General features: G+C 55.6%; 35 protein-coding genes. 6 read left to right on the top strand and 29 right to left on the bottom strand.

Annotation, left to right across the window (positions count from 1 at the left end):
- Positions 1–54: 54 nt before the first annotated feature.
- From OR1_RS04290 to OR1_RS04270, 5 genes are all read right to left on the bottom strand, one after another.
- Positions 55–1,692 carry an ABC-F family ATP-binding cassette domain-containing protein gene (locus OR1_RS04290; RefSeq protein ID WP_041970435.1) on the bottom strand — a complete coding sequence of 546 codons (1,638 nt, stop codon included), beginning with the start codon at positions 1,690–1,692 and terminating at the stop codon, positions 55–57.
- Positions 1,693–1,919: 227 nt separating this feature from the next.
- Positions 1,920–2,906 carry a serine/threonine protein kinase gene (locus OR1_RS04285; RefSeq protein WP_041970221.1) on the bottom strand — a complete coding sequence of 329 codons (987 nt, stop codon included), beginning with the start codon at positions 2,904–2,906 and terminating at the stop codon, positions 1,920–1,922.
- Positions 2,907–2,961: 55 nt separating this feature from the next.
- Positions 2,962–3,219, bottom strand: a complete 258-nt coding sequence (locus OR1_RS04280; RefSeq protein ID WP_041970220.1) for a DUF3862 domain-containing protein — start codon at positions 3,217–3,219, stop codon at positions 2,962–2,964.
- A gap of 21 nt (positions 3,220–3,240) precedes the next feature.
- Positions 3,241–3,762 carry a GNAT family N-acetyltransferase gene (locus tag OR1_RS04275; protein ID WP_041970219.1) on the bottom strand — a complete coding sequence of 174 codons (522 nt, stop codon included), beginning with the start codon at positions 3,760–3,762 and terminating at the stop codon, positions 3,241–3,243.
- Between the two features lie 27 nt (positions 3,763–3,789).
- Entirely contained in the window at positions 3,790–4,401 is a 612-nt protein-coding gene (locus OR1_RS04270; RefSeq protein WP_041970217.1) for an HAD family hydrolase, read from the bottom strand.
- Positions 4,402–4,539: 138 nt separating this feature from the next.
- On the opposite strand from OR1_RS04270, the gene OR1_RS04265 reads away from it, so the two are divergent.
- Together OR1_RS04265 and OR1_RS04260 are read left to right on the top strand one after the other, a co-directional pair.
- Positions 4,540–4,821, top strand: a complete 282-nt coding sequence (locus OR1_RS04265) for a peptidylprolyl isomerase (RefSeq protein WP_041970215.1) — start codon at positions 4,540–4,542, stop codon at positions 4,819–4,821.
- A 167-nt stretch (positions 4,822–4,988) separates the two neighbouring features.
- Positions 4,989–5,297, top strand: coding sequence for a hypothetical protein (locus tag OR1_RS04260; RefSeq protein WP_041970214.1), 309 nt, complete (start codon positions 4,989–4,991; stop codon positions 5,295–5,297).
- Between the two features lie 20 nt (positions 5,298–5,317).
- Here the strand turns inward: OR1_RS04260 and rarD are convergent, their stop codons facing one another.
- Together rarD and panP are read right to left on the bottom strand one after the other, a co-directional pair.
- Positions 5,318–6,232, bottom strand: a complete 915-nt coding sequence (gene rarD, locus OR1_RS04255) for an EamA family transporter RarD (RefSeq protein WP_041970213.1) — start codon at positions 6,230–6,232, stop codon at positions 5,318–5,320.
- 671 nt (positions 6,233–6,903) lie between these two features.
- The gene (gene panP / locus OR1_RS04250) at positions 6,904–8,550 is read right to left on the bottom strand and encodes a pyridoxal-dependent aspartate 1-decarboxylase PanP (RefSeq protein ID WP_041970212.1); all 1,647 of its coding nucleotides are present in this window, start codon (positions 8,548–8,550) and stop codon (positions 6,904–6,906) included.
- 257 nt (positions 8,551–8,807) lie between these two features.
- On the opposite strand from panP, the gene OR1_RS04245 reads away from it, so the two are divergent.
- The gene (locus OR1_RS04245; protein WP_041970211.1) at positions 8,808–9,029 is read left to right on the top strand and encodes a hypothetical protein; all 222 of its coding nucleotides are present in this window, start codon (positions 8,808–8,810) and stop codon (positions 9,027–9,029) included.
- 146 nt (positions 9,030–9,175) lie between these two features.
- Here OR1_RS04245 and OR1_RS04240 read toward each other — a convergent pair whose 3' ends face one another.
- Positions 9,176–9,670: a cytochrome P460 family protein gene (locus OR1_RS04240; RefSeq protein ID WP_041970209.1), complete on the bottom strand. Its 495-nt coding sequence runs from the start codon at positions 9,668–9,670 to the stop codon at positions 9,176–9,178.
- A gap of 192 nt (positions 9,671–9,862) precedes the next feature.
- Between OR1_RS04240 and OR1_RS04235 the strand changes: the two genes are divergently transcribed.
- On the top strand, positions 9,863–11,182 hold the full coding sequence (locus OR1_RS04235; RefSeq protein WP_041970207.1) for a diaminopimelate decarboxylase: 1,320 nt from the start codon (positions 9,863–9,865) through the stop codon (positions 11,180–11,182).
- Positions 11,183–11,245: 63 nt separating this feature from the next.
- Here OR1_RS04235 and OR1_RS04230 read toward each other — a convergent pair whose 3' ends face one another.
- Together OR1_RS04230 and OR1_RS04225 are read right to left on the bottom strand one after the other, a co-directional pair.
- On the bottom strand, positions 11,246–11,653 hold the full coding sequence (locus tag OR1_RS04230) for a hypothetical protein (protein WP_041970206.1): 408 nt from the start codon (positions 11,651–11,653) through the stop codon (positions 11,246–11,248).
- A gap of 227 nt (positions 11,654–11,880) precedes the next feature.
- The gene (locus OR1_RS04225) at positions 11,881–12,708 is read right to left on the bottom strand and encodes an MBL fold metallo-hydrolase (protein ID WP_041970205.1); all 828 of its coding nucleotides are present in this window, start codon (positions 12,706–12,708) and stop codon (positions 11,881–11,883) included.
- A gap of 586 nt (positions 12,709–13,294) precedes the next feature.
- Between OR1_RS04225 and OR1_RS04220 the strand changes: the two genes are divergently transcribed.
- On the top strand, positions 13,295–13,780 hold the full coding sequence (locus tag OR1_RS04220) for a VOC family protein (RefSeq protein ID WP_041970203.1): 486 nt from the start codon (positions 13,295–13,297) through the stop codon (positions 13,778–13,780).
- Positions 13,781–13,855: 75 nt separating this feature from the next.
- Here OR1_RS04220 and OR1_RS04215 read toward each other — a convergent pair whose 3' ends face one another.
- From OR1_RS04215 to OR1_RS23005, 19 genes are all read right to left on the bottom strand, one after another.
- Positions 13,856–14,131: a plasmid stabilization protein gene (locus tag OR1_RS04215; protein WP_041970202.1), complete on the bottom strand. Its 276-nt coding sequence runs from the start codon at positions 14,129–14,131 to the stop codon at positions 13,856–13,858.
- A 2-nt stretch (positions 14,132–14,133) separates the two neighbouring features.
- Positions 14,134–14,397 (bottom strand): prevent-host-death protein, encoded by a 264-nt coding sequence (locus OR1_RS04210; protein ID WP_041970200.1) that lies wholly within the window; start codon positions 14,395–14,397, stop codon positions 14,134–14,136.
- A gap of 70 nt (positions 14,398–14,467) precedes the next feature.
- On the bottom strand, positions 14,468–15,208 hold the full coding sequence (locus OR1_RS04205; protein WP_041970198.1) for a hypothetical protein: 741 nt from the start codon (positions 15,206–15,208) through the stop codon (positions 14,468–14,470).
- A gap of 161 nt (positions 15,209–15,369) precedes the next feature.
- Entirely contained in the window at positions 15,370–15,624 is a 255-nt protein-coding gene (locus OR1_RS04200) for a DUF2442 domain-containing protein (RefSeq protein WP_041970197.1), read from the bottom strand.
- Positions 15,625–15,640: 16 nt separating this feature from the next.
- Complete coding sequence (locus OR1_RS04195; RefSeq protein WP_041970196.1) at positions 15,641–15,901, bottom strand: DUF4160 domain-containing protein; 261 nt, start codon at positions 15,899–15,901, stop codon at positions 15,641–15,643.
- Between the two features lie 180 nt (positions 15,902–16,081).
- A complete protein-coding gene (locus OR1_RS04190; protein WP_041970195.1) occupies positions 16,082–16,444 on the bottom strand; it encodes a hypothetical protein in 363 nt (120 codons plus the stop codon).
- A 151-nt stretch (positions 16,445–16,595) separates the two neighbouring features.
- Positions 16,596–16,967: a DUF1499 domain-containing protein gene (locus OR1_RS04185; protein WP_041970193.1), complete on the bottom strand. Its 372-nt coding sequence runs from the start codon at positions 16,965–16,967 to the stop codon at positions 16,596–16,598.
- 124 nt (positions 16,968–17,091) lie between these two features.
- The gene (locus OR1_RS04180) at positions 17,092–17,469 is read right to left on the bottom strand and encodes a type II toxin-antitoxin system VapC family toxin (protein ID WP_041970192.1); all 378 of its coding nucleotides are present in this window, start codon (positions 17,467–17,469) and stop codon (positions 17,092–17,094) included.
- Positions 17,459–17,695 carry a type II toxin-antitoxin system Phd/YefM family antitoxin gene (locus tag OR1_RS04175; RefSeq protein ID WP_041970190.1) on the bottom strand — a complete coding sequence of 79 codons (237 nt, stop codon included), beginning with the start codon at positions 17,693–17,695 and terminating at the stop codon, positions 17,459–17,461. Before OR1_RS04175 ends, OR1_RS04180 begins: the two co-directional genes overlap by 11 nt.
- A gap of 142 nt (positions 17,696–17,837) precedes the next feature.
- Positions 17,838–18,080, bottom strand: coding sequence for a DUF2442 domain-containing protein (locus OR1_RS04170; RefSeq protein WP_041970188.1), 243 nt, complete (start codon positions 18,078–18,080; stop codon positions 17,838–17,840).
- A complete protein-coding gene (locus tag OR1_RS04165) occupies positions 18,061–18,294 on the bottom strand; it encodes a DUF4160 domain-containing protein (RefSeq protein ID WP_041970434.1) in 234 nt (77 codons plus the stop codon). Before OR1_RS04165 ends, OR1_RS04170 begins: the two co-directional genes overlap by 20 nt.
- 48 nt (positions 18,295–18,342) lie before the next feature.
- Complete coding sequence (locus tag OR1_RS04160; protein WP_041970186.1) at positions 18,343–19,575, bottom strand: LL-diaminopimelate aminotransferase; 1,233 nt, start codon at positions 19,573–19,575, stop codon at positions 18,343–18,345.
- A 29-nt stretch (positions 19,576–19,604) separates the two neighbouring features.
- Entirely contained in the window at positions 19,605–20,000 is a 396-nt protein-coding gene (locus tag OR1_RS04155) for a HEPN domain-containing protein (protein ID WP_041970184.1), read from the bottom strand.
- Positions 19,993–20,304, bottom strand: coding sequence for a nucleotidyltransferase domain-containing protein (locus tag OR1_RS04150; RefSeq protein WP_041970183.1), 312 nt, complete (start codon positions 20,302–20,304; stop codon positions 19,993–19,995). The genes OR1_RS04155 and OR1_RS04150 overlap by 8 nt, the downstream gene beginning before the upstream one ends.
- A gap of 7 nt (positions 20,305–20,311) precedes the next feature.
- A complete protein-coding gene (gene dapB, locus OR1_RS04145; RefSeq protein ID WP_041970182.1) occupies positions 20,312–21,112 on the bottom strand; it encodes a 4-hydroxy-tetrahydrodipicolinate reductase in 801 nt (266 codons plus the stop codon).
- A gap of 77 nt (positions 21,113–21,189) precedes the next feature.
- Entirely contained in the window at positions 21,190–21,603 is a 414-nt protein-coding gene (locus OR1_RS04140) for a hypothetical protein (protein WP_041970180.1), read from the bottom strand.
- 33 nt (positions 21,604–21,636) lie between these two features.
- A complete protein-coding gene (gene dapA, locus OR1_RS04135) occupies positions 21,637–22,509 on the bottom strand; it encodes a 4-hydroxy-tetrahydrodipicolinate synthase (RefSeq protein ID WP_041970178.1) in 873 nt (290 codons plus the stop codon).
- A gap of 34 nt (positions 22,510–22,543) precedes the next feature.
- The gene (locus tag OR1_RS04130) at positions 22,544–23,008 is read right to left on the bottom strand and encodes a CAP domain-containing protein (protein WP_082002794.1); all 465 of its coding nucleotides are present in this window, start codon (positions 23,006–23,008) and stop codon (positions 22,544–22,546) included.
- Positions 22,983–23,114: a hypothetical protein gene (locus OR1_RS23005; protein WP_272946188.1), complete on the bottom strand. Its 132-nt coding sequence runs from the start codon at positions 23,112–23,114 to the stop codon at positions 22,983–22,985. Before OR1_RS23005 ends, OR1_RS04130 begins: the two co-directional genes overlap by 26 nt.
- A 139-nt stretch (positions 23,115–23,253) precedes the next feature.
- Between OR1_RS23005 and OR1_RS23000 the strand changes: the two genes are divergently transcribed.
- Positions 23,254–23,514 (top strand): GSU3128 family (seleno)protein, encoded by a 261-nt coding sequence (locus OR1_RS23000; RefSeq protein WP_272946187.1) that lies wholly within the window; start codon positions 23,254–23,256, stop codon positions 23,512–23,514.
- The last annotated feature ends 13 nt before the right edge of the window (positions 23,515–23,527 follow it).

Below are 23,527 nucleotides of genomic sequence, written 5' to 3'. Positions count from 1 at the left end.
CAAAAGGCGGCCGATTGGCCGCCTTTTGTATGGCTATCCCACCTAAGGACGCAACTAAAGATCCAGGTCGTAATGCCCATTGGCGAGGCGGTCCCGCTCCTCGGACACCTCGGCGCTTTCCAGATACTCCTCGAAGCTCATCACCCGGTCGATGATCCCGGCGGGAGCGAACTCCACGATCCGGTTGGCAACGGTGCTGACAAACTCATGGTCATGGGAGGCGAACAGCACCACCTCGCTGAAGGCGATCAGGCCGTTGTTCAGGGCGGTGATCGATTCCAGGTCCAGGTGGTTGGTCGGCTCATCCAGTATCAGGGCATTGGCGCCGGTGAGCATCATCCGGGCCAACATGCAGCGCACCCGCTCCCCGCCCGAGAGGACCGTGGTCTTCTTGGTCGCTTCATCCCCGGAAAAGAGCATGCGGCCGAGAAACCCTCGGGCAAAGGTCTCTCCCTCGGTCGGCGGCGAATACTGGCCCAGCCACTCGATCAGGTTCAGGTCATTGGCAAAATAGACCCCGTTTTCCTTAGGGAAATAGGCGCTGGTGATGGTCACCCCCCAGCGGAAGGAACCTGAGTCAGGCTCCAGCTCGCCGGCCAGGATCTGGAACAGGGTGGTCTTGGCCAGGCTGTTGCCACCCACAAAGGCGATCTTGTCCCCCTTGTTTACGGTAAGGGTCAGGTCCTTGAACACCTGTACGCCATCCACCTGTTTGGACAGGTCGTTGATCTCCAGGATGATATCGCCGCAGGGGCGCTCCGGCTTGAAGACCACGTAGGGGTATTTGCGGGACGAGACCGGCATCTCCTCGATGGTCAGCTTTTCCAGCAACCGTTTGCGTGAGGTGGCCTGCTTGGCCTTGGAGGCGTTGGAGCTGAACCTCTGGATAAACTCCTTCAGTTCGTTGGCCTTGTCGGTTATCTTACGGTTTTCGTCCTGCTTCTGTTTCAGGGTCAGCTGGCTGGCCTGGTACCAGAAATCGTAGTTCCCCACATAGACCTGAATCCGGCCGAAGTCGATATCCGCCACATGGGTGCAGACCTGGTTGAGGAAGTGCCGGTCGTGGGAGACCACGATCACCGTATTGTTGAAGCGGGACAGGAAATCCTCCAGCCAGGAGATCGATTTCAGGTCCAGGTGGTTGGTCGGCTCGTCCAGCAGCAGCACATCCGGGTTGCCGAACAGGGCCTGGGCCAGCAGCACCCGCACCTTGTCCCCCCCTTCCAGCTCCTTCATCTGCTTGTGGCGCAGCTCTTCCGGTATCCCCAGGCCGTTCAGGAGCACCGCGGCCTCTGACTCGGCCTCGTAGCCGTTCAGCTCGGCAAACTCCCCCTCCAGCTCGGCCGAACGGATGCCGTCCTCTTCCGAGAAATCGGGCTTGGCGTAGATCGCCTCCCGGGCGGTCATCACCTCGTACAGCCGGCTATGCCCCATGATGACGGTATTGAAGACCGTGTGCTCGTCAAAGGCAAACTGGTCCTGCTGCAGGAAGGCGATCCGCTCCCGCGGCCCGACCGAGACGCTGCCCGAGTCCGCTTCCGACCGACCGGCCAGGATTTTCAGAAAGGTCGATTTGCCGGCGCCGTTGGCGCCGATCAGGCCGTAGCAGTTACCTGCCACGAACTTGATGTTGACATCCTTGAAGATCACCCGCTTGCCATAGGCAAGGGAGATGTTATGTGCACTGATCACGTTGCCACTCTCTTTCTGCAGCCATAAAAAAACCACAGGGGGTCTCCCTGTGGTTCAGGCGCGGTTCAGATATAGCACATTACGCTGTTCGGAGCAATGGCTACCTGCACTAGCGCCAGAAACATGCGTATACATTGGCGCTCCGGCAACGCCGGCGGACCGGCCTCAGAAGTCGCAACAACCTGTCCGGGTCAGCTGCCGGATCGATTCCGTCGGTAGCATTTCCGCTAGAGCAACTCCAGAGGCGGTTCATCCAGGACAGCCAGCTGTTCGCGCAGCTCCAGGATATGTTCGCCCCAGTAGTGCATGGTATTGAACCAGGGGAAGGCAATCGGAAAGGCCGGGTCATCCCAGCGGCGGGCGAGCCAGGCGCTGTAATGCAGCATCCGCATAGTCCGCAAAGGCTCAATCAGCCGCAACTCATTCGGATCGAATTCGTAAAATTCGTTATACCCCTCCAGCAGGGCATCCAACTGGGCAATCTTGCGCGGCCGATCGCCGGACAGCATCATCCAAATATCCTGTACTGCCGGGGCCATGCGGCTGTCGTCGAAATCCACAAAATGGGGGGCATGGTCCCGCCAGAGGATATTGCCGCTGTGGCAGTCGCCATGCACCCGGATATAGCGGACCGGCCCGGCTGATTCCAGCAGCTGGTCGATTGCCTCCAGCAACTGGCCGGTCAGCGCGGTGTAGCTTTCGCAATACTCCGCCGGGATAAACCGTTCGCGGATCAGGGCAACGCTTTCGTGCCCGAAGCCGGGGCTGTCCAGGACCGGGCGATGCCGGAACGGCCTGACCGCTCCGATACCATGCATCCGACCCAGCATCCGGCCAAGGATCAGCAGGTTGTCCAGGTTGTCGAACTCCGGGGCATGCCCACCCTGCTTCGGGTAGAGCGCGAACCTGAAGTCATGGTATTTAAAGAGGCTCTCACCGCTTGCGTTCCGCCATGGGGCCACCACCGGCAGCTCGTGCCCGGCCAGCTCGATGCTGAACTGGTGCTCCTCGATGATCTGCCGGTCAGACCAGCGGCCGGCACGGTAGAACTTGGCGATCAGCGGCTTGCCGTCCTCGATGCCGACCTGATAAACGCGGTTCTCGTAGCTGTTCAGAGCCAGATTGCGGCAATCGCACCGAAAGCCCTGGCTCTCGACGGCGTCCATGATGAAGTCCGGGGTAAGTCTCTGAAAAGGGTGCTTGTGTGCTGTCATAGTGCAGTTCCTGTGCGGTCCGCCGAATTCACTCATTAACCCACCGGATTCCCGGTCACTTGATATTCCTGCTGGTGAAGAGAACCGCCTTGCCGCCAACGAAATTCACCGTGATATTCTTCTGCTCGTTACCCCAGACGCAGTTCCTTACAAACAGCGCTTCCGAGCAGTTATCGGGCTTGCCGAGAATCTTGACCACCTTGTCGTACTCGATCCCCACCTTTATTTTCGAGTAGTTCTCCATTGTCAGCTTGCTGCAGCCAAAGAGCATGGCCAGTGAAAACAGTACGATTGCCAAACGGCTTACCCGCATTTTAACTTCCCTTTCCGATTGTCACCGTGTCCGGCGCTTCTTGGCCTTTGGCCTGGCCGATGCGGCAACAGGCACGAATTCCGGTTCATATCCAACGCTGAAGCTGGTGGTGATCGTGTTGCGCATGCTAAGAAAGTGCGCGTTGTCTTTGTCGAACGGACAGATAGGCATACTGCAGGGCTCAAAACCGAATCGTTTGTAATAGCCGGGTTCACCCAGGACAAACAGGGTCTCGTTCTTGATCGCCTCCTGCCGCAAGGCAAACCGGAGCAGTTCCGATCCCACCCCCTGTTTCTGGAAATCGGGCGCCACGGCCATCGGCGCCAGGTGCAGGCCGCAAACCTCGTTGCCATGATAGGCGTTGGTAAAGGCAATATAGGCGATGACCTTGCCGACATGAATGCAGACCCATTCATGTATCGGCCGGCTATTTTCGTGGAGTTTCTTCACCAGAACGGTTTCGTAATCACTGCCGGGAAAGGCGCGCTGCAGGAGCGCGTAGGCCTTGGGGCGGGTCTCAATCGTCACTTTTTGTATTTTCATATTATCTCCCAAAACTCCCCAGGGACACTAAGCCGTCAACCCCTCGGCCAGCTCATCGAGAGTGGCCACCGCTAGATCGGCCAGTTCGGGCCAACGGAAGGCGCTGCTGCTGTCCACATGGATGGTGGCGGTGCCGGCGGCGCGCCCCACCTGAAGGTCGAACAGGTAGTCGCCCACCATCACCGCATCGTCCGGCCGGCTTCCCCAGGCGTCGAGAAGCATGGCGATCCCCTCAGGATGGGGTTTTGGCGCGGCCTCGTCTCGACCGAGGATCGCTTCCGGAGCAAAGAAATGTCTGAGACCAACCTGAGTCAGGGTATGGAGGGCAATCTCCCGCGTGTTGCGGGTGAGAATGCCGACCTGCGAACCACGGCGTGATAACAGGTCGAGCAGTCTTATGGCACCGGGCGCGGCTGCAGTCCGGGCAGCCAGCTCATACTCGATCTCTATCAACCGGCTATGCCTGGCCGCGGCCTCTGCCGCCGGCAGGGAGGCAAGGAACCGCAGGATATCGGGGTCGTTGTCCGTCATGCCGAGCGCCGCGCGGATGGCGGCGAAATCGTGCACCGCCAGGGTCAGCGTCCCGTCCAGGTCGAAGATCCAGCAACGTCGGCGGAGTATCTGCTGCTGATGAGTCATAGCAGCAGGATAACCTTTTTTGCTCAGTGCGGCAAATACGATTATTCAGGGCAGATGCTGATAAGGCGTGCCCACCTTTACCGGTTGTGCTATGATTCTCATGCAAACGAAAAACACTTACACAACAAGGAGTAAACAATGGCAAGAGCCACTGCCCGCCACATCCTGGTGGCAAGCAAGGAGGTCTGCGAAGACCTCAAGAAGCAGATCGAAACCGGCGCCGACTTTGCAGCCGTTGCCCAACAACATTCCCTCTGCCCATCGGGCAAGCAGGGTGGCGGTCTGGGTGAATTCGGCCCGGGCCAGATGGTGAAGGAGTTCGACCAGGCCGTTTTCACCGGCGAAGTGGGCAAGGTTCTCGGCCCGATCCAGACCCAGTTCGGCTACCACCTGCTGGAAGTCACCAGCCGCACCGAATAGGTCATATATCCATTGCCCAGGAAATAAGAAGGGGCCAAGCTGCTTGTGTTAACGCAGCCTGGCCCCATGACTTTCTGCAAAAGCGGAGACTGCCATGGCCAATAACGATATATTACGCAGCATCCGGTCGTGCAGCAGCAACAAATACCCATAAGAGCGAGGCAGAAATGGCGGACACGTCGCAGGGGTTATCGGATCTAGGGGATGTTGCCGTGAAGTTACAGGCAGCTGCAGCCGGTTCAGACCCGACCACCGGATTAGGGTCGCTGCTCGGTAATATGAGCATGACCGCGATCTGCATAAACATTCTTGCCGGACTCATCGGCACGGCCTATTTCATGTACGGCAGGAAAACCTGCAACATCAAGATAGTCTGCTGGGGCGTAGCGCTCTGTGTTGTGCCGTGCTTCATCGGCAACACAATACTTTTGACCATCGCCTGCATCGCAATGGCAGCCGCACCCTTTGTTATCTGATTACCAGACCTAACAGCCGGCTAATGCTTATATGTAGTCAGCCTGACCATCCTCAAGGCATCCGCCGAATAAAGAAGCAATCCCAGCCAGATGAAACCGAAACTTGTCAGGTTCGCAACAGTGAACGGTTCGCGATACAGTTTCACGGCAATCAGAAAATGCATGGTCGGAGTCAGATACTGCAGAAAACCGATGGTGGCCAGCCTGAGCCGGCGCGCCGCAGCGGCGAAAAGCAGGAGCGGCAGCGAAGTAACCAGCCCGGCGCAAACGAGCAGCGCATCAATCCCCGCACCTGAGTGCCAGAAACCGGCCATACCGTGCAACTCGGCATAAACAAGATAACCGGCAGCCGCCGGAGCCAGGATAAATGTCTCAACCGCCAGCCCGGCAAGGGCATCAACCCCGGCAACCTTGCGCAACAGTCCGTAGGTGCCGAAGGTGGCTGCCAAGGTCAGCGCCGCCCAGGGTAGCCCGGTCTGCTGCAAGGTGATCAACGCCACCCCAATCAAAGCTAGCACCAGGGCTGCCACCTGTAGCCGCCGCAGCCTCTCCTTTAACAGGACAACACCGAGAATTACCGAGACGAACGGGGTCATGAAGTAGCCAAGGCTCGACTGCAGCACGTTGGCATGGTCAACGGCAATAATGAAGATGAGCCAGTTGGTGGCGATGAGCAGGGCGGTGGTGGCCAAGAGCAGCAGAGTCCCGCGGCGGGAGAAGGCAGCGGCAACCTCTCCCCAGCCGCGGCGTAGCGTGATCACCATGGCCAGAAAGAGCGCCGACCAGACGATCCGGTGGGAGACAACCTGCAACGGGGGAACGCTGCCAAGCGCCCTGAAGTAGATCGGAAAAAATCCCCAGATAAGATAAGCGGAAATGCCGAATATCAGCCCGACCGATGGGGGGGTAGTAGTTGTTCCGGGAAGCTTATTCATGCCTGAGTCGATAAATAGAAGTAAAAAGCTATTTTCAGATTTGTAGCACAAGTTGCATTGACCAATACCAAAAATTTCGCGGATCCCGCACTTTCAAGAAGGAATGCCGGTGACTCACATTCCGCTTGCCTTATTATTAGATATGGCTAATAATATAACCATGGAAGCAGATCTTTGACAACTGTTCTGGGGTGATCGTAACAACTGATGTGGGGAACCTATCGACCAGTCTCGAATTCTGCCTGTCTTCAAGACGTGGTGAGCAAGCCGTTGATGACAAAGGGACGCCTGAAGCGTTGCAGCAGGCAATTGGTATTAAAAAAGGATGGACGCTCACACGATTCTACGGCATCCCGGAACATACGTGGAAATTGGCGCTGACCGAAATCACGTGGAAAGCGACATGTCTCATCCGCCAGGCGTGTGACACCGCTTGAAAAAGGGGATATCGGGTGGTTGACCGGTCGGCCCGCGAGGGTCGGCATGATCGACCTGCCGGTCTTCACCGACGGATCAGAATAAAGCATTTCGCTTCAGCGCCAACCACAATGCTAAAGGCGGCCGATTGGCCGCCTTTAGCATTACAGCTACTATTCAAATTCCAAGCAGAGTCACGCGCCGGTTATTCTCGTTGCTCACCGGAATCCTCGAAACTACCGGGGGAAGCCCCTCTATTTCTCCGTAATACCTGTACAGATTTCCTCAATCTGCTGCAACAAAGCCTGGATCTCCGGCTCTTGCACGATCTCACACTGTTCAGCCAGAATCGATGCCAGAATCTCGTTTGTCGTCAGTGGATTGGCCAACACGACGCGCAGGACAGTGAGCTCTTCATCATGGCGTATGCGTAGCCGTGTCCGGGAGACAAAGGTTTTTCCCGCTTCCCGCTGATGCTTCTGCAAAAGCATGCAGACCTGGTCGAGGAGGACATTGATAGCGGCGCACCGCTCAGCCGGCGCTGCAGCCAGGGCCTGTTGAACCTTAAGCGGGCAGTAGCGATAGGTAAGGATATTCAACTCCGGCTCGCTGGTCAGTTCGAAATCGGGATGCTGGCGGATCATGGCGGCGAAGGTCTTCGCCCGCTCGATCCCCATATCGATGAGGAGTTCGTACCCCTTGCGGCCGATGATGGATAAACCGGCATGAACCAGCATCGCCATCCCCGGCCGTGACCCTTCCAGGGTATGGCTCCCCAGATCCTTTGAGCCATGACGCAGGATATAGTTGGCGTGATGTTCGATCGCCGAAAGGGCTGTCGGATCCTTGAATACGACCATTCCCGCCCCCATGGGCACATAGAGCTGCTTGTGCGCATCGATGGTGACCGAGTCGGCCCGCTCGATGCCGCTGAGCAGGGAGCGGAACCGGTCGGAAAAGAGGGTCGGCCCGCCCCAGGCAGCATCGACATGGAAATGGCAGCCGAGTTCCGCCGCGAAATCGGCCAGCGCCTCCAGCGGGTCGACGTTGCCGGTTTCGGTGGTGCCGGCGATCCCCACCAAGGCGAGCGGGAGTATGTTCCTGTCCTGCAGGCGCCGGACCTCTTCCCGCAACAGCCTCAGGTCGATGCGGTTATGGGCATCGGTCTGCACCTTGATCAGGTTGTCCCGGCCCAGGCCCAGGAGGTCGGCGGCCTTGCCGAAAGAATAGTGGCCGCGCTCGGAGACGAGGACGGCAATGCCGTCAACACCGCGATGCTGCAGCGCCCGGAAAAGCCCTTCCTGGGCAATGCCGTCAAAATCAACACTTGGCGCAAAGAGCCGGTTGCGTGCCACCCATAGCGCCGTAACGTTGGCAATGGTACCGCCGGAACAGAAGGCGCCCAGGGCATGCTGACTGTTGTGAATCCAGGGAGGATAGAAATCGGGATCACGGCGATAGACCAGGTGATGGAGCATGGCGAGCACCTGGCGCTCCATTGGAGTAAAGGCTTTGGAAGTCTCCACCTTGACCAGATTCTGGTTGAGGGCTGTCATGAGGCGCGCCAGGGGGAGCATGAAATAAGGGATCGCCGAGGTCATGTGGCCGACAAAGCCCGGGGCAGCGGTATGGACCGAGTGGGCGACCAGGTTCTCCTTGACGAATTCGGTGTATTCGGAGACGTAGGTCGGTTCTTCCGGGATAACGGCGGAGGCGAAATCGGCCTCTATAGCTTCAAGGTCGCGTTCGATGGCAACGATATGGGTCTGCAAAAAGCCGGTGACATCTGCGGCAATCGCCTGATCGATAGCGCCAAGGGTCGAATCGGGCGCTTCCGGCACGGTGAAGATCCGGTATAGATTTTCCAGGTTGGCGCGGGCTGCATCACGATTTTTCGGCATTATGGTCACCTTTGGCGCTTTTCTGTTGCGGTCCCCACTTCGGCTCCTGAGCTTGCTTGACGGGAGTATACAGTTACATTGGTCAAAAAAGCAAGAAGGGCGCCCTTGGCCGCCCTTTGAATGAGGTAGTGTCCTAGACTGTACAGCAGTGCGGAAACAGTAAAGGCGGCCGATTGCCGCCTTTTGAATTGAATTAAATGGATCACCGGAATTTCCGGATTGTGCGATAATAGAGTTATGGAAAGAGGTGAGACGATATGAGATGCGACTATAAGGACGATTTCAAGGTCGATTACTCTGGCGGTTCACTGCATATTACGAAAGGCAAGGATGTTGACTTGGTGGTCAAGGAAGGACAGATTCCTGCCAACTATAAGACATGCCTTGATTCAGCGGTGAAACGCGACAGCTGTCACGAATTGAGGTCGGCAGCGCGTGGTATAACGAACAAAATTGATCGGGCTTTCAGCATAGAATGACGAAAAACCCGAGCACCACAGGCGGCTGATCAGCCGCCTTTTGAGTAAGTACACAATAACGAGGTCCCTGTTTAGTCTACCCCAGCGGTCAAAAGGGACAGGCTGCGGTTTTCAATTGCTGCCCGTCCCCTTTTCCATTTAGGCCGTTAAGGCACCTGTGCGTAGCCGGTAAAGAGATAGTCGTTCCCTTTGACCGGGGTGTGGCAGCCAAAACACTCCATGACGAATCCGGCATCCTTGCCGTAGGGCTTGTAGCTGTTGCCGACAAAGCGGGCAAAGCCCCATCCTCCGGTGTCCTTGTATTTGGCGGTATCCTTGACCATGAACTCCACCTGGGCGAAGCTGTCGGGCACGGTCGCCACCGGAAAATCCGGATGCTTGCGAACAGTCCAGGCCACCTTTGCCAGCACCGCACCGTCTGGCATCGGCCGCACCTTGGCGCGCATGGCCTTTACCGCCGCCGGGTTGCCGAGCACCACCCGGATATGGTTCTTGTCTTCGCGATACGAGGGGGCGATCACCTCCCAGCTGCGATAATCCCCGAACAGGGCGATGCCGTTGGGGGCAACCGGGGCATCTGCGGCCGATACGCCAAGCGGTGCTAGTGCCAAAGCCAGAAGCATCATCGGAAACCATTTCATGGTCATTCTCCTTTGCAGTTGATGGTGCGAGTCATCGTTTTTAAAAGTATAACATCTCCTTCCGATTCTTTTTACCCTCAGAGAGATGTTGCGCCGCACCGGTCGAAAATGCTACAAAGATGGGCAACCCTCTTCACGTTGCCCTGATGGATCAGGGCATGCGGAGTCATATTCCATTTATGAGGTTGAACGATGACAATGAAACTCTTTGGTCCAACCAAACTGGACGCAACGCTCATCCCGAAAATCGCCCAGCAGTGGGGAACACCGGTGTATCTGCATGATCAGGAATACATGGAAAACAGCTGCGAACAGCTGCTGAACATGCCGAATGCGTACGGTCTGCATGTCCGCTATGCCATGAAGGCAAACTCGGATCGTACCGTCCTGCGAGTCGTCACCAGCAAGGGACTGGATCTGGATTGCTCATCGCTTGACGAAGCGGCCCGAGCCTTTGCCGCCGGGATACCGTACAGCCGGATGATGCTGACGACCCAGGAGGTACCATCCGGTGCGGAGCGCGCCGAGCTGGAGGAGATGATCAAGGCAGGCCTCAAGTACAATGTCTGCTCCATGTTGCAATTCCAGCTGATTGCCGACTTTGCCAAAGCAAACAACGTCGACCTCTCCATCAGGGTCCATCCGGGAGCCGCCGGCGGCGGTGAAAGCGCCACCCGCGATACCGGCAGCGAATACTCCTGCTTCGGCGTGCATTTAAACGATGTCCCGCAGGTGAAGGCTCTTGCTGACAAACAGGGGCTGCGCTTTATCCAGGTCCATGTCCATATCGGTTCCGGGGGCGACCCGGAAAAATGGCGAGAGAACATCGACCGTGAACTGGGCTTTGTGAAGGCCTATTTCCCGGATGCCACCACGGTAAGTTTCGGCGGCGGACTCAAGGTCGCCAGGATGCCGGGGGAAAAGCAGGCCGATATCGCTAGCTTGGGTACCTATGCCACGCAGCGGATCAAGGAATTCAAGGAGGCAACCGGACGCGAACTGCAGATGGAGATCGAGCCGGGAACCTTCGTGGTGGCCAACTCGGGCCATATCATCACCAGGATCATCGACAAGAAGCTGACCAACGAGCTGAACTTCCTGATCGTTGACGGCGGCATGGAACTGCTGACGCGCCCGCTCCTGTACGGTTCCGAGCACCCCATTGCCATTGTGCGCCAGGACGGTACGCTGCTTTCCAGCGAATATGACTCCAAGCCAACGGCTGGGCTGAAATCGTTCGGCATTGTGGGGCGCTGCTGCGAAAGCGGCGATTCGGTGCGTCTGGACAGTGACGGAAACATCGTGCCGGTGCTGATTGTCGAACCGGAAATCGGCGACTATGTAGTCATCGGCGGCACTGGGGCCTATTCCGAGAGTATGTCGCCGGAAAATTACAACTCGCACCGCAAGCCGGGAGCTGTCATGAGGACACGTAGCGGCGAACTGGTACAGATTAGGAAGAAGCAGGTGCGTGAGCAGCTGGTGCAGAATGAACTGGATGTGAAACTGTAATTAATCAAAGTGCAATCTGTAATCAAAAAGGCGGCCACTCGGCCGCCTAATTTCATTATTGCCTCAACGATAACTGTCGATTATATAGTCACAGAGCTTCATGGTATCGTCATTCATATTAGATACAAAATCTAATCTTATTTTAGTTAAGCTATTCATGAAATTCGGAGAATGGCATTGGCCGCTTTCAAGCTTAACCGGTTCAAAGGTTTTAAGAAACAAACTATGACGCTTTTTCTGTTCATTGACTGATGGGTAGTTAATACCTTCTAGCAATTGTTCCTCATACATGAAATGCAACTCGAAAAGTTGCTCAAGTTGATTTATCAATTCATTTGTATGCTCACAACTCCTCTCTGGGTCTTCGATATCATCATGAATATGTTTGATACACTCATTTATCTTATCAAAATGTATATTTATTAAATCAACAGTTGGATTCAATTTGTTGTTCCAGACTAACGAGGCCACGGTACACCTCCCGTAACAATTAGGCTGTCTTCTCTGTCTGAATTATAACATACCACTTTGAATTCATTAAGGAAAACTAGCAGCACTTTGTATGGGCAAGAAAGGCGGCCAAGTGGCCGCCTTTTGCTGTTTAGTGAGTGTCACCTTCCCACGTATAGAACGATTTCTTCATGGTGGAGATGATAGCGACGGTTTTTCGATGTAACGATAAAATATGGGGAGAATCCCTAATTTTTATGTGAGCAGAACGAACGCGCCACCAGTGGGTTCACCGCCAGCGGCGAGAGTCCCAGCTTCGTCACCACCTGCCGGCAAAGTGCCATGGCATCCTGCTCCTCTCCACCTGCCTGCCGAATCGCCGTATCCACTGCCTGCAGCCATGCTAGGCCTTCGGCAAGCCGGCTGGATGGAATTGCCGCGCGCGGCTCCTGCCATGCTTCCAGAAGCAGCTCCACCCCCTGAAGTCCCTGCAGCCGCTCCAGGGTGGCAACTGACGTGCGGTAGTCGTCATAGATGGGGAGATCGCCAGGCACCGGCACGGCATCGCCAGAGAACAGCGCCCCTTCACTGCGGAGGAAAAACGACAGAGAGCCGGCCGAATGCCCCGGAGTGGCGATCACCTCCAGCAGCAGCCCACCACCCAGCTCCATAGTCTCTCCATCGGCAATAACCCGGTCCACCTGCACCGGACCGCCCACCAGGGCAGAGAAGCCGGGTACCGGCCGCTCTCGCTCCTGTCGCCCGGTGTCCTCGATCCAGCTCCGCTCCGCTGAGCCGGCCAGCACCGCACAACCGGTGGCTGCCCGTATGGCCCGCGCGGCACCGATATGGTCCGGATGGCTGTGGGTAAGGAGCAGACGGCTGATCTCCCTGCCGCGGCCGATAGAGTCGAGATAGGCAAAGATCAGCTCATCGGCCCCGGCCACGCCGCTGTCGAAAAGGGTGACCTGCTCGCCGCAGACCAGATAGGCGTAGACGAAGCGTTCGATGGGCCCAAGGGGAGTGGGCACGGTAAAGGGGATTCTGATGGCGTGAATTCGGCTGCTGATCTGCATCTGGTGTACCTCCGTACGGTAATGGTGGCCGCAGAAGCAACAAAGGCCGCAGGAAAAACCCCGCGGCCTCGTGAAACGAAAAAGAGCGCGGGCTTTGGGCCCGCGCTCCGGTTACCGGTAGCGCAGAGCCGTCACAAAGTGACGACTGCGACGACGTTGCTGGTCTGTGGTCTGTTGTTCATGGGCAATTTGTAGCGCATGTTTTCCGGCCTGTCAACAGTGTGTGATTGATCTGCTGTTTCAACTTATTCCATGGTCAACGTGTTCTCCATGGCCGCTTACCAATTGCGGATCAGTAGCGCTTCCTTTTCGGAGATCCCGAGTGATGGCAGAAAGGCCAGGACAACGCTAAACTGTGAAGCGATAGACGGGTCAAGAGTTTTTTGTTCGTGATAGCAAGAGCGCCCGGTTGGTCACTTTGTGAAATAAGTAAACTATTCCCAAATTCTCCTGGGAAACTTCATATAAACATCTTTGCCAAAGAGCAGTAGAATGAAGGTGACAGAGAAATCGTCAAGGGCTAGGTACACTGACCGCTCACTACCGACACATATTTCAGAGCGGCGCATCGCGAAGGAGAATTGACATGACAACGCATGCAAAGAACACAATTTGCCTATGGTACGACCGCGACGCCGAGGAGGCAGCGCGGTTTTATGCAGCAACCTTTCCCGATTCATCCGTTGACGCTGTACATCTGGCACCGGGGGACTATCCGTCCGGAAAGAAAGGGGATGTTCTGACGGTCGAGTTTACCGTGATGGGAATTCCCTGTCTCGGTCTCAATGGCGGCCCCGAGGTCAAGCACAACTGGGCATTCTCGTTTCAGGTTGCAACCGCTGACCAGGAAGAAACTGATCGTTACTGGAACGCCATTGTCGGCAACGGTGGCGAGGAGAGTCAGTGCGGCTGGTGCAGGGACAAATGGGGTCTGTCGTGGCAGATTACTCCGATTGCTCTGACTGAAGCGATAAGCGATCCCGATCCCGCCGCCGCCAAGCGGGCGTTTGATGCGATGATGCAGATGAAAAAGATCGACATCGCGGCAATAGAAGCGGCGCGCCGCGGTTGAAGTTGCGGAAAAGATCTTCAAACAAAAGGCGGCCGATTGGCCGCCTTTTGCATTAAAGTATGGTCCCTGCGGTCACTAGCGGTAGACATCGCCATGACCGCCGATGTCGAGGAGAATGATCTCTTTGTCGGTGATCATAACGGTCAGGGTGATCCGGTAACTGTGGGTGATGCTCACCGCCTGGATTACCTTCAGTTTACCGGTCAGATGGTGATATCTCAGGTGGGGCTGGAACGGGTCGTTCTCCAGGTCTCGCAGGGTGGCGGCTAACTTGGTGCGTAGTTCGCGATGCTGGTCAACGAACTTATTTGCGGCGCGGGTAAAACCGGCAGTCCAGACAAGCTCGTACATGCCTAGTCCGCGAGCCCCAGCTCTTTGATCAGGTCAGCCGCGCTGCCCCGCTTGACCAGGCCCGCCTTCACATCCTCCAGCGACGCCTTCACCCGGGCCACGTAGGCCTCTTCGGCATCGGCCACCAGCTCGGCATAGCGCGCCTCGGAAAGCACCACATACTCTGGACGGTTGTTGCGGATGACGTGTACGTCGCCCGCGGCGATCAGGTCATCCACCGCGGCAATGCCGCGCCGCTTCAGTTCCTGGGCGGGGATGGTATTCATATCGGCACTCCTTCTGGTACTTGATCAGGTACTTAAAGTATGCCACAGCAGATGCTGTGCGGCAAACCATTTATTGCTCAGAAATTATAAAGGCGGCCAATCGGCCGCCTTTAAAAAAATGAAAATACGGGAAGTGTCCCTCATTTTCAAGTTCTCGATCATTGCATTTTTCTGTCAGAAATTTTCTGTTCTTGGCAAACCACAGCGGATATCCTTCAGAAGGTGGTTTAGTATTATAATGTAAGTTTTTTGCTTCCGATGAAAACATCTGGGCATAGAACTTCAAATTCCCATCTTTAGATTTGCCCCACTCCAAGGCCAGTTGCTGAAGCGCCCATACTGCCAATGCCTCGCAAAAAGTTTCTTCAAACCACAACTGGGGGTCAGCAGAACCATTTAAATTGTCAATTAACGCATGACCCAGTTCTTGCCCGAATCCGAACGCAATATATGGCGCTTGATTGCTATCACCAAGTAGAACTAAATATTCGTTGTTAGGCCCTCTATTGAATAGAATCCGTGGGTGATCCCATTTTGAAATCTGAATTTTCATAGGGGTGCTAAACGCAAATGGAATTGCCTTATAAACAACGTATGCCACCGTAGCGGAATGAAAGGCGATTTCGTCAGTTGGAGCACTCCAAATACTGTTATCCAAAGTAACTTCAATCAGCAATTTCCCATCATTGCTTAACGTAACGGATTTGTTATTTATTTTTATCATTGGAAATGCTTGGAGTTCAGCTGGTGGAACAAAACCATAGCTCTTACATTCAAGTCCAGGAACAGTGCTAAATACCAGCAAAAACATTATAATTCTACAAAATGTAATCACGATACCATCTCCATCCAAGACTAATTCTGCATAATTCTGAGGACAGTCTACTTAATTCCATCAAACATCATCTGAACTGAATCCATCAACTAGTTTCAAAATATCAGTTCCTTGACATCTCCCTTAATACTGCCAGTTTATTCCAGCACCCACGTCCCTTTACTCTTTATCTCGCGATACATGGCATCCGGTGCGATGTCGATATCACCCGGCCAGGAAACGAACCCGTCCGTAACCCGTAATTCCTTGAAGAAATCAGGGTCCCGGAGCTTTTCAAAGACCCCGTACAGATGCGTCGGGAGAATCTTCACTTTTCCGCTTAAACCGTCGGCAAACGTCACGGCAAACTCAAGAGTCCCCAAAACTCTTGCTTCAACAACATCCCAGTACATACGTCACCTCCTGATACTACTGCAACGGCTCAATGGGGCGTGGCTCCACATGTTTGCGGCACAGCTCCCAATCTTCCATAAGTTCAGTCTGGTGAAGCTCCGCCCAGTCAAGCACTAGCTCCAACGCGCGACGTGGCAGCTTGCCTTCTATTACTTCAAAAGTACGAATATCGATAACGGCTTTGAATTCGGAATATTCTGCGTGGAAGTGCGGCGGCGAATGTTCATTGAAAAACATCCTGATCAGAATCCCGAAAAAGGCGCTTATTGTCGGCATACTCACTCCTTGGATATTCCTAACCGGAGTATACTTATGCACCAGCCAAAAAGCAAGAAAGGCGGCCTTGCGGGCCGCCTTTCTATCTACTTCAAATTCTTCTTTATCCTCGCCATCGACTCAATCACATTCTCGCGATGGCCGAAGGCGGACAGTTAGGGGAACATTGGTGCATGAGCCTCAATCTTTTTCCGGCGACGACCACTCCCCGCTCTTCCATCGCTCCACCGCCACCCCGGCCCGAAACCCCAGCAACCCCGATTCGAGCGCTATCCGGCTCAACACCGCCAAACAGCGGTCACTGTTGTGGTGGATCGAATAGACCGCCGCCATTCCCGCCACAACTGGGTTGGCATCGTCAACCAATGCCAGCAGTGCCGCTCTGCCGGCTTCCCCCTCGCCGATGATTGACCCGTATAACCCGGAAATCACCCGCGCATGGGTGGCAGCACCTTTTTCGTTCATCGCTTCCATCGCCTCGTGGTGCGCCATGGCTGCTGCGGCAAATCGACGCAGCAGTCGCGCCAGTTTATCGTCGGGCATGTTCTGACCCCAATCCCCTGACCATCGTTTGTTTCAATCTTTTCAGCCACGTTGGCTTTAGCATATATGTTACAGCATCGCAAGGATCGAGGGAATTCCGGAGAGGGATGGAAGAGCGGCTGCTGCAGGAGCTGGAGTCCCGCACGGGACACTAAAATGCGAACTGCTGCCGGATCTCCTCCAGGCGCCGGCGGTTCTTTCCCAGATCCCAATACCCGGTACGGGCGGCGGACCGCCAGTGGATAAGACTGTTGGGACCATCGAGGACGAACAGACCGTCATCGACAAAACCGAGGAAGGTCCTGAACTCGACCCGAATAGTGGCGCTATCCGCGGCAATGATCGTGGCATCAGCCCGTTGCCCCAGGATATCCTTCAGCCGGGCAATAGCAGCCTCGGGCTGGCCGGTGAATGCAAGCGGTGCAATAAAATGACTGTCCTTTGCCTGGCTTGAGACACAGTTGGGGGATGAGAGACAGGGAGGAAGCGACGGTTCCGGGGATGCCGCGGCGATTGCAACCATACCTAACACCAAGATGGAAGTATAATACCAGTATGTCATAAACGCCTCTGCACGTCCGCGCTTCTTTCCCTCGGTCACATCAATAAACTCAGGCAGGTAGCCGTCAGGGTTCCACTCGTCATACTTACGGCTTAAAAACTTTCAATTCCAACTCTTTTACCGCCTTGAAGTGCTTTGCATTACCGGTTGCCAGCGGCATGCCATTCTCCGATGCGGTTGCGGCGATTATGGCATCACCTGCCCGCATTCCTGACGACAAACCGTATTCCTCGACGTAGACCAGTGCCCGGTGACCAATGTTCTCCGTCAATGGCAGGACGGAAAAGCGGAAATCCGAGATAAAGCGCTTTACCAGGCGAAGCTGTTGCTTGTCTTTGGCGCACTGGAGCAGTTCCATGTACGTCTGAATGGACAGGAAACGATCCTTTGTTCCGTCGATCAACGCGGCAGCCTTGGTGTTACCCCGCTGTACCCAGATAAAGATGTCGGTATCAAAGATCATGACGCCCGCCCCGCAGACGCTCCATAACCTCATCTACCGCTTCGGTTTCACCTGCATACATATTGAAAAACTCGTGTTCGCAAACCCTGCCGGCAGTGGAATCTTCCAGCGGAATAATGGTCCCCTTCGGCTTGCCGTGGTAGAGAATGGTGATTGACTCACGCTTTTCCAGTGCGGCCAGAATGTCACTCGTTTTGTAACGCAGATCGAGAATCGAAGCGTTCATTTCGGCCTCCAATAAATGTCTATATCAATATAGTCATTTTACTGAGCGAATACAGGATTGTCAATGAGAGGTTATATTAAAAAAGGCGGCCTCATCGGCCGCCTTTCAGTAGGTCATATTACTTCAAATTCTTCTGGATGCGCTATGCCGCCCTCTCCTGCCTGCTTTCGGCGAACATAGCCTCTATGCTCAGATGATAATCTAGCTCCGGCCACTCGATGCCGGTGCCACGGCAGATGAAACGATACTGCGCAAGCTGGGTCAAGGTGGCGCTCTTCAGTTCGGGGTACCAGCTCATCGGCGTGGAAATCATTCGACCATCAGCCAACTCCACATGAAGGTACCGTTCATCAACATGAACTGCTTTACCTTTTAAAGAACTCATCCCATTTCCCTTCGAACAGTTGCCTGTTTGCTTCAACAATCACCAGTGCGTTTTTCAGGTCAGACGGCTTCATGAAGTTCTCTCGGACTGTCATTGAAGACAGATCGATTGTAGCATAATCATCCCCCTTCACAACATGAATGTGCCTGGGAAGATGCTCGTTGGCGTAGAAGAAAAACTTGAACCCATCCTTGATAAGCAGCGTTGGTGACATCAGGTCCTCGCAAAGCAAAGGCGGCCAAAACCGGCCGCCTCCATGATTCTACTTTAGATTCTTCTTTATCCTCTCCACCGCCTCAATCACGTTCTCGCGATGGCCGAAGGCCGACAGCCTGAAGAACCCTTCACCGCTCGGGCCGAAGCCGCTTCCCGGCGTCCCGACCACGTTGCATTCGGTGAGCAGCTTGTCGAAGAAATCCCAGCTGGTCATGCCGCCCGGGGTCTTGAGCCAGATGTAGGGGGCGTCCACGCCGCCGTAGCAGGTGACACCGGCGGCGGTCAGGCCTTCGCGGATGATCCGGGCATTCTCCATGTAGTAGTCGATGATCTCCTTGGTCTGCTTCCACCCTTCATCAGAGTAAACGGCCTCGGCGGCGCGCTGCACCGGGTAAGAGGCACCGTTGAACTTGGTGGTGGTGCGGCGCAGCCAGAGCTTGTTGAAGGAGTATTTCTCACCCGTGGATGTCGTACCCATCACCTCTTCCGGCACGACCACCAGGCCGCAGCGGACGCCGGTAAAACCGGCGGTCTTGGAGAAGGAGCGGAACTCGATGGCGCACTTCTTGGCCCCTTCGATCTCGTAGATGGAATGCGGAATATCAGGGTTGGTGATGAACGCCTCGTAGGCGGCGTCGAAGAAGATCACCGCGTCGTTGGCGTTGGCGTAATCGACCCACTTCTTCAGCTCGCTCTTTGTTGCCACGGTGCCGGTCGGGTTGTTGGGGAAGCAGAGGTAGATGATGTCCACTTTCTGCGTCGGGAGCGACGGGATGAAGTTGTTCGCCTCATTGCACGGCATGTAGACGATGTTCTTGTAGTAACCCTTGTCGTCCGCCTCGCCGGTCCGGCCGATCATGACGTTGGTGTCGTTATAGACCGGGTAGACCGGGTCGCCGATGGCCACCACGTTGTCCAGCGCGAAGATGTCGAGGATGTTGGCGCAGTCGCACTTGGAGCCGTCGGAGATGAACATCTCCTCCGTTTTCAGGGAGACGCCGAGCGGCTTGTAAGACTTGTCGATGATGGCATTGATCAGCCAGTCGTATCCCTGCTCCGGGCCGTAGCCGGCGAACTGGTCGATGGTTGCCAGGTCGTCCACCGCAGCGTGGAACGCCTTGATTACTGCCGGGGCCAGCGGACGGGTCACGTCGCCGATCCCCAGGCGGATCACCTTGGCGGACGGGTTGGCGGCGGAAAATTCGCGCACGCGGCGACCGATCTCCGGGAACAGGTAGCCGGCCTTCAGTTTGAGGTAGTTGTCATTGATTTTTGCCATTACTTTAAAATTCTCCTTGGTTCATTTATTCAGAACTGAATCTTGTTCACGATGATTGTTTGTATCTTCACGGCGATACCATAAGCCAGATTAGCTTCGTACATGGTCGGCTCATAAAAATCGTCGGGATAGCGAACGCCAACTCCGTATTCGGAAATCTCTTCCAACTGCTCTTCCAAAGGGAGCAGCTCAGGTACAAGATCACTAACGTCCGACAACAGTTTTACAAGATCGTGGGTCTTGGCGATGTTGCGACCATTGGCTACCAGCAGCCCCTTGAGGAGCTTTTCGATGGCCTGCTGAGCATGGAAGCAAACAGTATCGGTGGGAATGGTTTCCGCAGCCAGGTTATTTCGAATATTGAGCAGATCGTGCTCGACCTTGTGCAGCCACTGCCGGACGATTTCAGCCGTCACGTCATCCATAAAGCAGTTTTCCGTGATGCGCGGCGTTGTAAACGATGGTGCCGGGGATATCCTTGTACCGGGCAAACTCCTGAGGCGTATACACAAAGGCATCCAGGGAGAAAGATCGCCGCGGAAAGAGCCGTTTCAAGGCAATGTTGCGCTGATGTGGCGCCAAATCTGAATTCACCACAACCACCAGATCCACATCACTGTCTTCGGTTGCCCGGTCTTCGGCATAGGAGCCGAAAAGGAAAATCTTCTCCGGTTTCAGTGCCTGGGCAATACGATCCTTCATCTGCTCTATGTCCAATGAAGAAAGCATGAATCCCCTAGCGTAATCCTAGAACGTCTTGCATGTCATATAACCCCGGGTTTTTCCCCACCACCCACTGGGCCGCCCGCGCGCTGCCTCGGGAGAACATGTCGCGGGTCATGGCGCGGTGGGAGATCTCGATCCGCTCCCCCATGCCGATGAAGTAGACGGTGTGCTCGCCGACGATGTCGCCGCCGCGCACGGTCTGCATGCCGATCTCTTCCTTGGTCCGCTCGCCGCAGATCCCCTCGCGGTGGTAATTGGCCACCTTGTTGTAGTCCCGTCCCAACGCCTCGGCTACGACCTCGCCCATGCGCACGGCAGTTCCTGACGGTGAGTCTTTTTTCTTGTTGTGATGCAGTTCGACGATCTCGACGTCGAAGTCGTCGCCAAGGGTCTTGGCAACATCCTTGAGGACCTTGAAGCAAACGTTGACCCCGACCGACATGTTGGGGGCGAGCACTGCCGGGATCTCACGCGCCAGCTCTGCAGCCAGGGCGCGCTCTTCCGGGGTGAAGCCGGTGGAGCCGATAACGATCGCCTTCTTCTTGAGGGAGCAGACTTCCAGGTTCTTGAGCGACACCTTGGGAGTGGTGAAGTCGATCAGTACGTCGCACCCCTCGACCACGGCATTGAGGTCGTCGGAGATGGCGACGCCAAGTGGGCCGCAACCGGCGATCAGCCCGGCATCCTGGCCAACCAGCTCGTGACCCGGACGCTCCAGGGCGCCGGAAACAATGCAACCCGCCTCCTTGACCGCTACGATGATTCTCTGACCCATGCGGCCGGCAGCACCGCAGACAGCTACTTTAATCATGGATATTGTCCTCTATTCAGATGTAAATGCGCGCCAACTGGGCTCATAGGCAGAATGCCCGTTTGGTCGGCTTCTACCTATTTTACCCTGGTGGCACTGATATAATACGGTCTGTTCTTGGTATTTGTGGCTTTTGCCTTGACGGAGTCGCCACTCACTTCATAGTTTTCATACCAGTTTTCGCCCTTGCAACTGAAAGCCAAGCCGGTCTTTCCTGAGTCAAGCGCGCAATTCTTTCGAATCATTTCCCTATTATGATAAAAGTCGCTGGTCACCTTGACAATAACCTTGCCGGTCGATGGCTCGATTTTCATGATTTCCATTTCAAAATCATAATCTTTGGGGCCTTTCGTGGCAATCAGCGTGATACGACCCTTATAGGCTCCCAGCGCTGATCCGGGGATAACAGCTTCGCTCCCCGCATCAGCAGCAAAGAGTGTGGTTGACAGCAGCCCCATCAGTATACAAGTCATTGCAATGACCGTTTTCATGATGCTACCTCCAAGAGCTTGTCTACCTCTCTATCAGATCAGCTTGTACTCTTTCATAATGGCCGCCAGCTTCTCCTTGTTCGCCGCGCCCATTTCGCACAGCGGCAGACGGAGCTCGGCAGAGCACTTGCCCATCAGCCCGAGGGCGGTCTTCACCGGAATCGGGTTCGACTCGATGAACATGGCGTTACCGATCTTCAGCGTATCCAGGTGGAGTTGACGCGCCTTGGCCAGATCGCCGCTAAAGAAGGCGTCGGTCAGATCGCCGACCGTCTTGGGCATGATATTGGCTAGGACCGAGATGACCCCCTTGGCGCCGCAGGCCATCATCGGAAAGGTGATGAAGTCGTCGCCGGAAAGGACGTCGATCTTGTCGCCGCAGAGGGCAATGACCTCGGACGCCTGCTGCAGCGAGCCGGTCGCCTCCTTGATGGCCACAACGTTCTTGTGCACGGCAATCCTGGCCACGGTTTCGGGGAGCATGTTGACCCCGGTGCGGCCGGGTACATTGTAGAGGATCTGCGGGAGGGCCACAGCATCGGCTACTGCCGTGTAGTGGCGCACCAGCCCTTCCTGGGTCGGCTTGTTGTAATAAGGGGTCACCAGCAGCACGCCGTCGGCGCCGGCCTCCTTGGCCTTCATGGAGAGCTCGATCGCCTCGGCAGTAGAGTTGGAACCGGTGCCGGCGATGACCGGAACCCGCTTCTTCACCTGGTCGATGACGGTCTTGATCACGTCCAGGTGCTCGTCGTAATCAAGCGTCGAGGCCTCGCCGGTGGTGCCGCACGGCACGATGGCGTCGGTGCCCCCTGCGATCTGGAACTCCACCAGCTCGCGCAGTTTTTCATAATCAACCTGGCCGTTATTGAACGGGGTAACGATGGCAACTATGCTTCCTTTGAACATGTTTATGCCTCCTGATAAGGTATTGGTTTGTATTTCAGTAACAGGCGAAAAAGGTTACGTATGTTCCGGTCCTGGCAATGCCGACACCGGTGATGACCGGGTCGAGCAGGTTCCGGTCATGGCCCGGCGACTTCTGCCAGGCAGCAAGAAGGCCGTTGGCTGTCTGATAATTCCAGCCCGAGTTCTCGATGCAGCCGTTGGCGCCAACGGTGACCGCTCTGCTGAAGCGGTCATGGAAACCGTCGTGGCTCAGGCGGCGGGCCCTGTTCATTGCCCGGCTCTGCTCTTTCGCCAGGGCGACGTAATCGGGGTGCACGGTGAGCGGCTTGAGACTGTTTGCCGCCCGATACCCGTTAATCAATGCCAGCAGGTCATCCTCGTATTTGCCGGCCAAAGCCGGCCTTGTAAACGTCAGCAGCAGGAGAGACAGACCACCCCATACGAGCGCCCCGATCAACGCCTGCCCGCGCCGCTTACAGAAACGAAGCGACCCGCTCACCTTTAATCAGGTCTTCGACTGTTCCGCGTTTGCGAACCACTTCGAACTTGTCCCCCTTGACCATCACCTCGGCCACGCCCGGCCGACTGTTGTATGAGCTGCTCACGGCAGAACTCCGCTAGTAATATATATTTTATTATGAAAAGTTGCCAAGCCCGGCTGGATACGGTAAAAGTGGTTTTATGTATCATAAGGCACGGTAAAAGTAAAGGTTTTCGGCAGTTTTATCGCAAGGGGGGCAGGTTATGAAAATTCGCAAGAAGATTCTGGATTACGAGTACGAGGAGGTGCTGGACACCAAGACCCGCGAACTGATCCGGGTCGGCTGCGCCGTGGCGGTTGGGTGCCCCACCTGATTGAAGAAACACTTCGCGGTCGCGAAGGAAGCCGGGGCAACCGAGGCGGAACTGAAAGAGGCTATGGCCTACGGGATCATCGCACCATCGGGCCGGGCGAAAAATTTTGCCCTCGCCATGTTTGACGAGCTTGATTTGCAGACGACTTGATCCGATAATGCCG

It is taken from the genome of Geobacter sp. OR-1 (genome assembly GCF_000813145.1).
GTDB lineage: Bacteria > Desulfobacterota > Desulfuromonadia > Geobacterales > DSM-12255 > Geoanaerobacter.
Note: the sequence above shows the minus strand (reverse complement) of the source record. Positions and strands in the feature narration are given on the sequence as shown.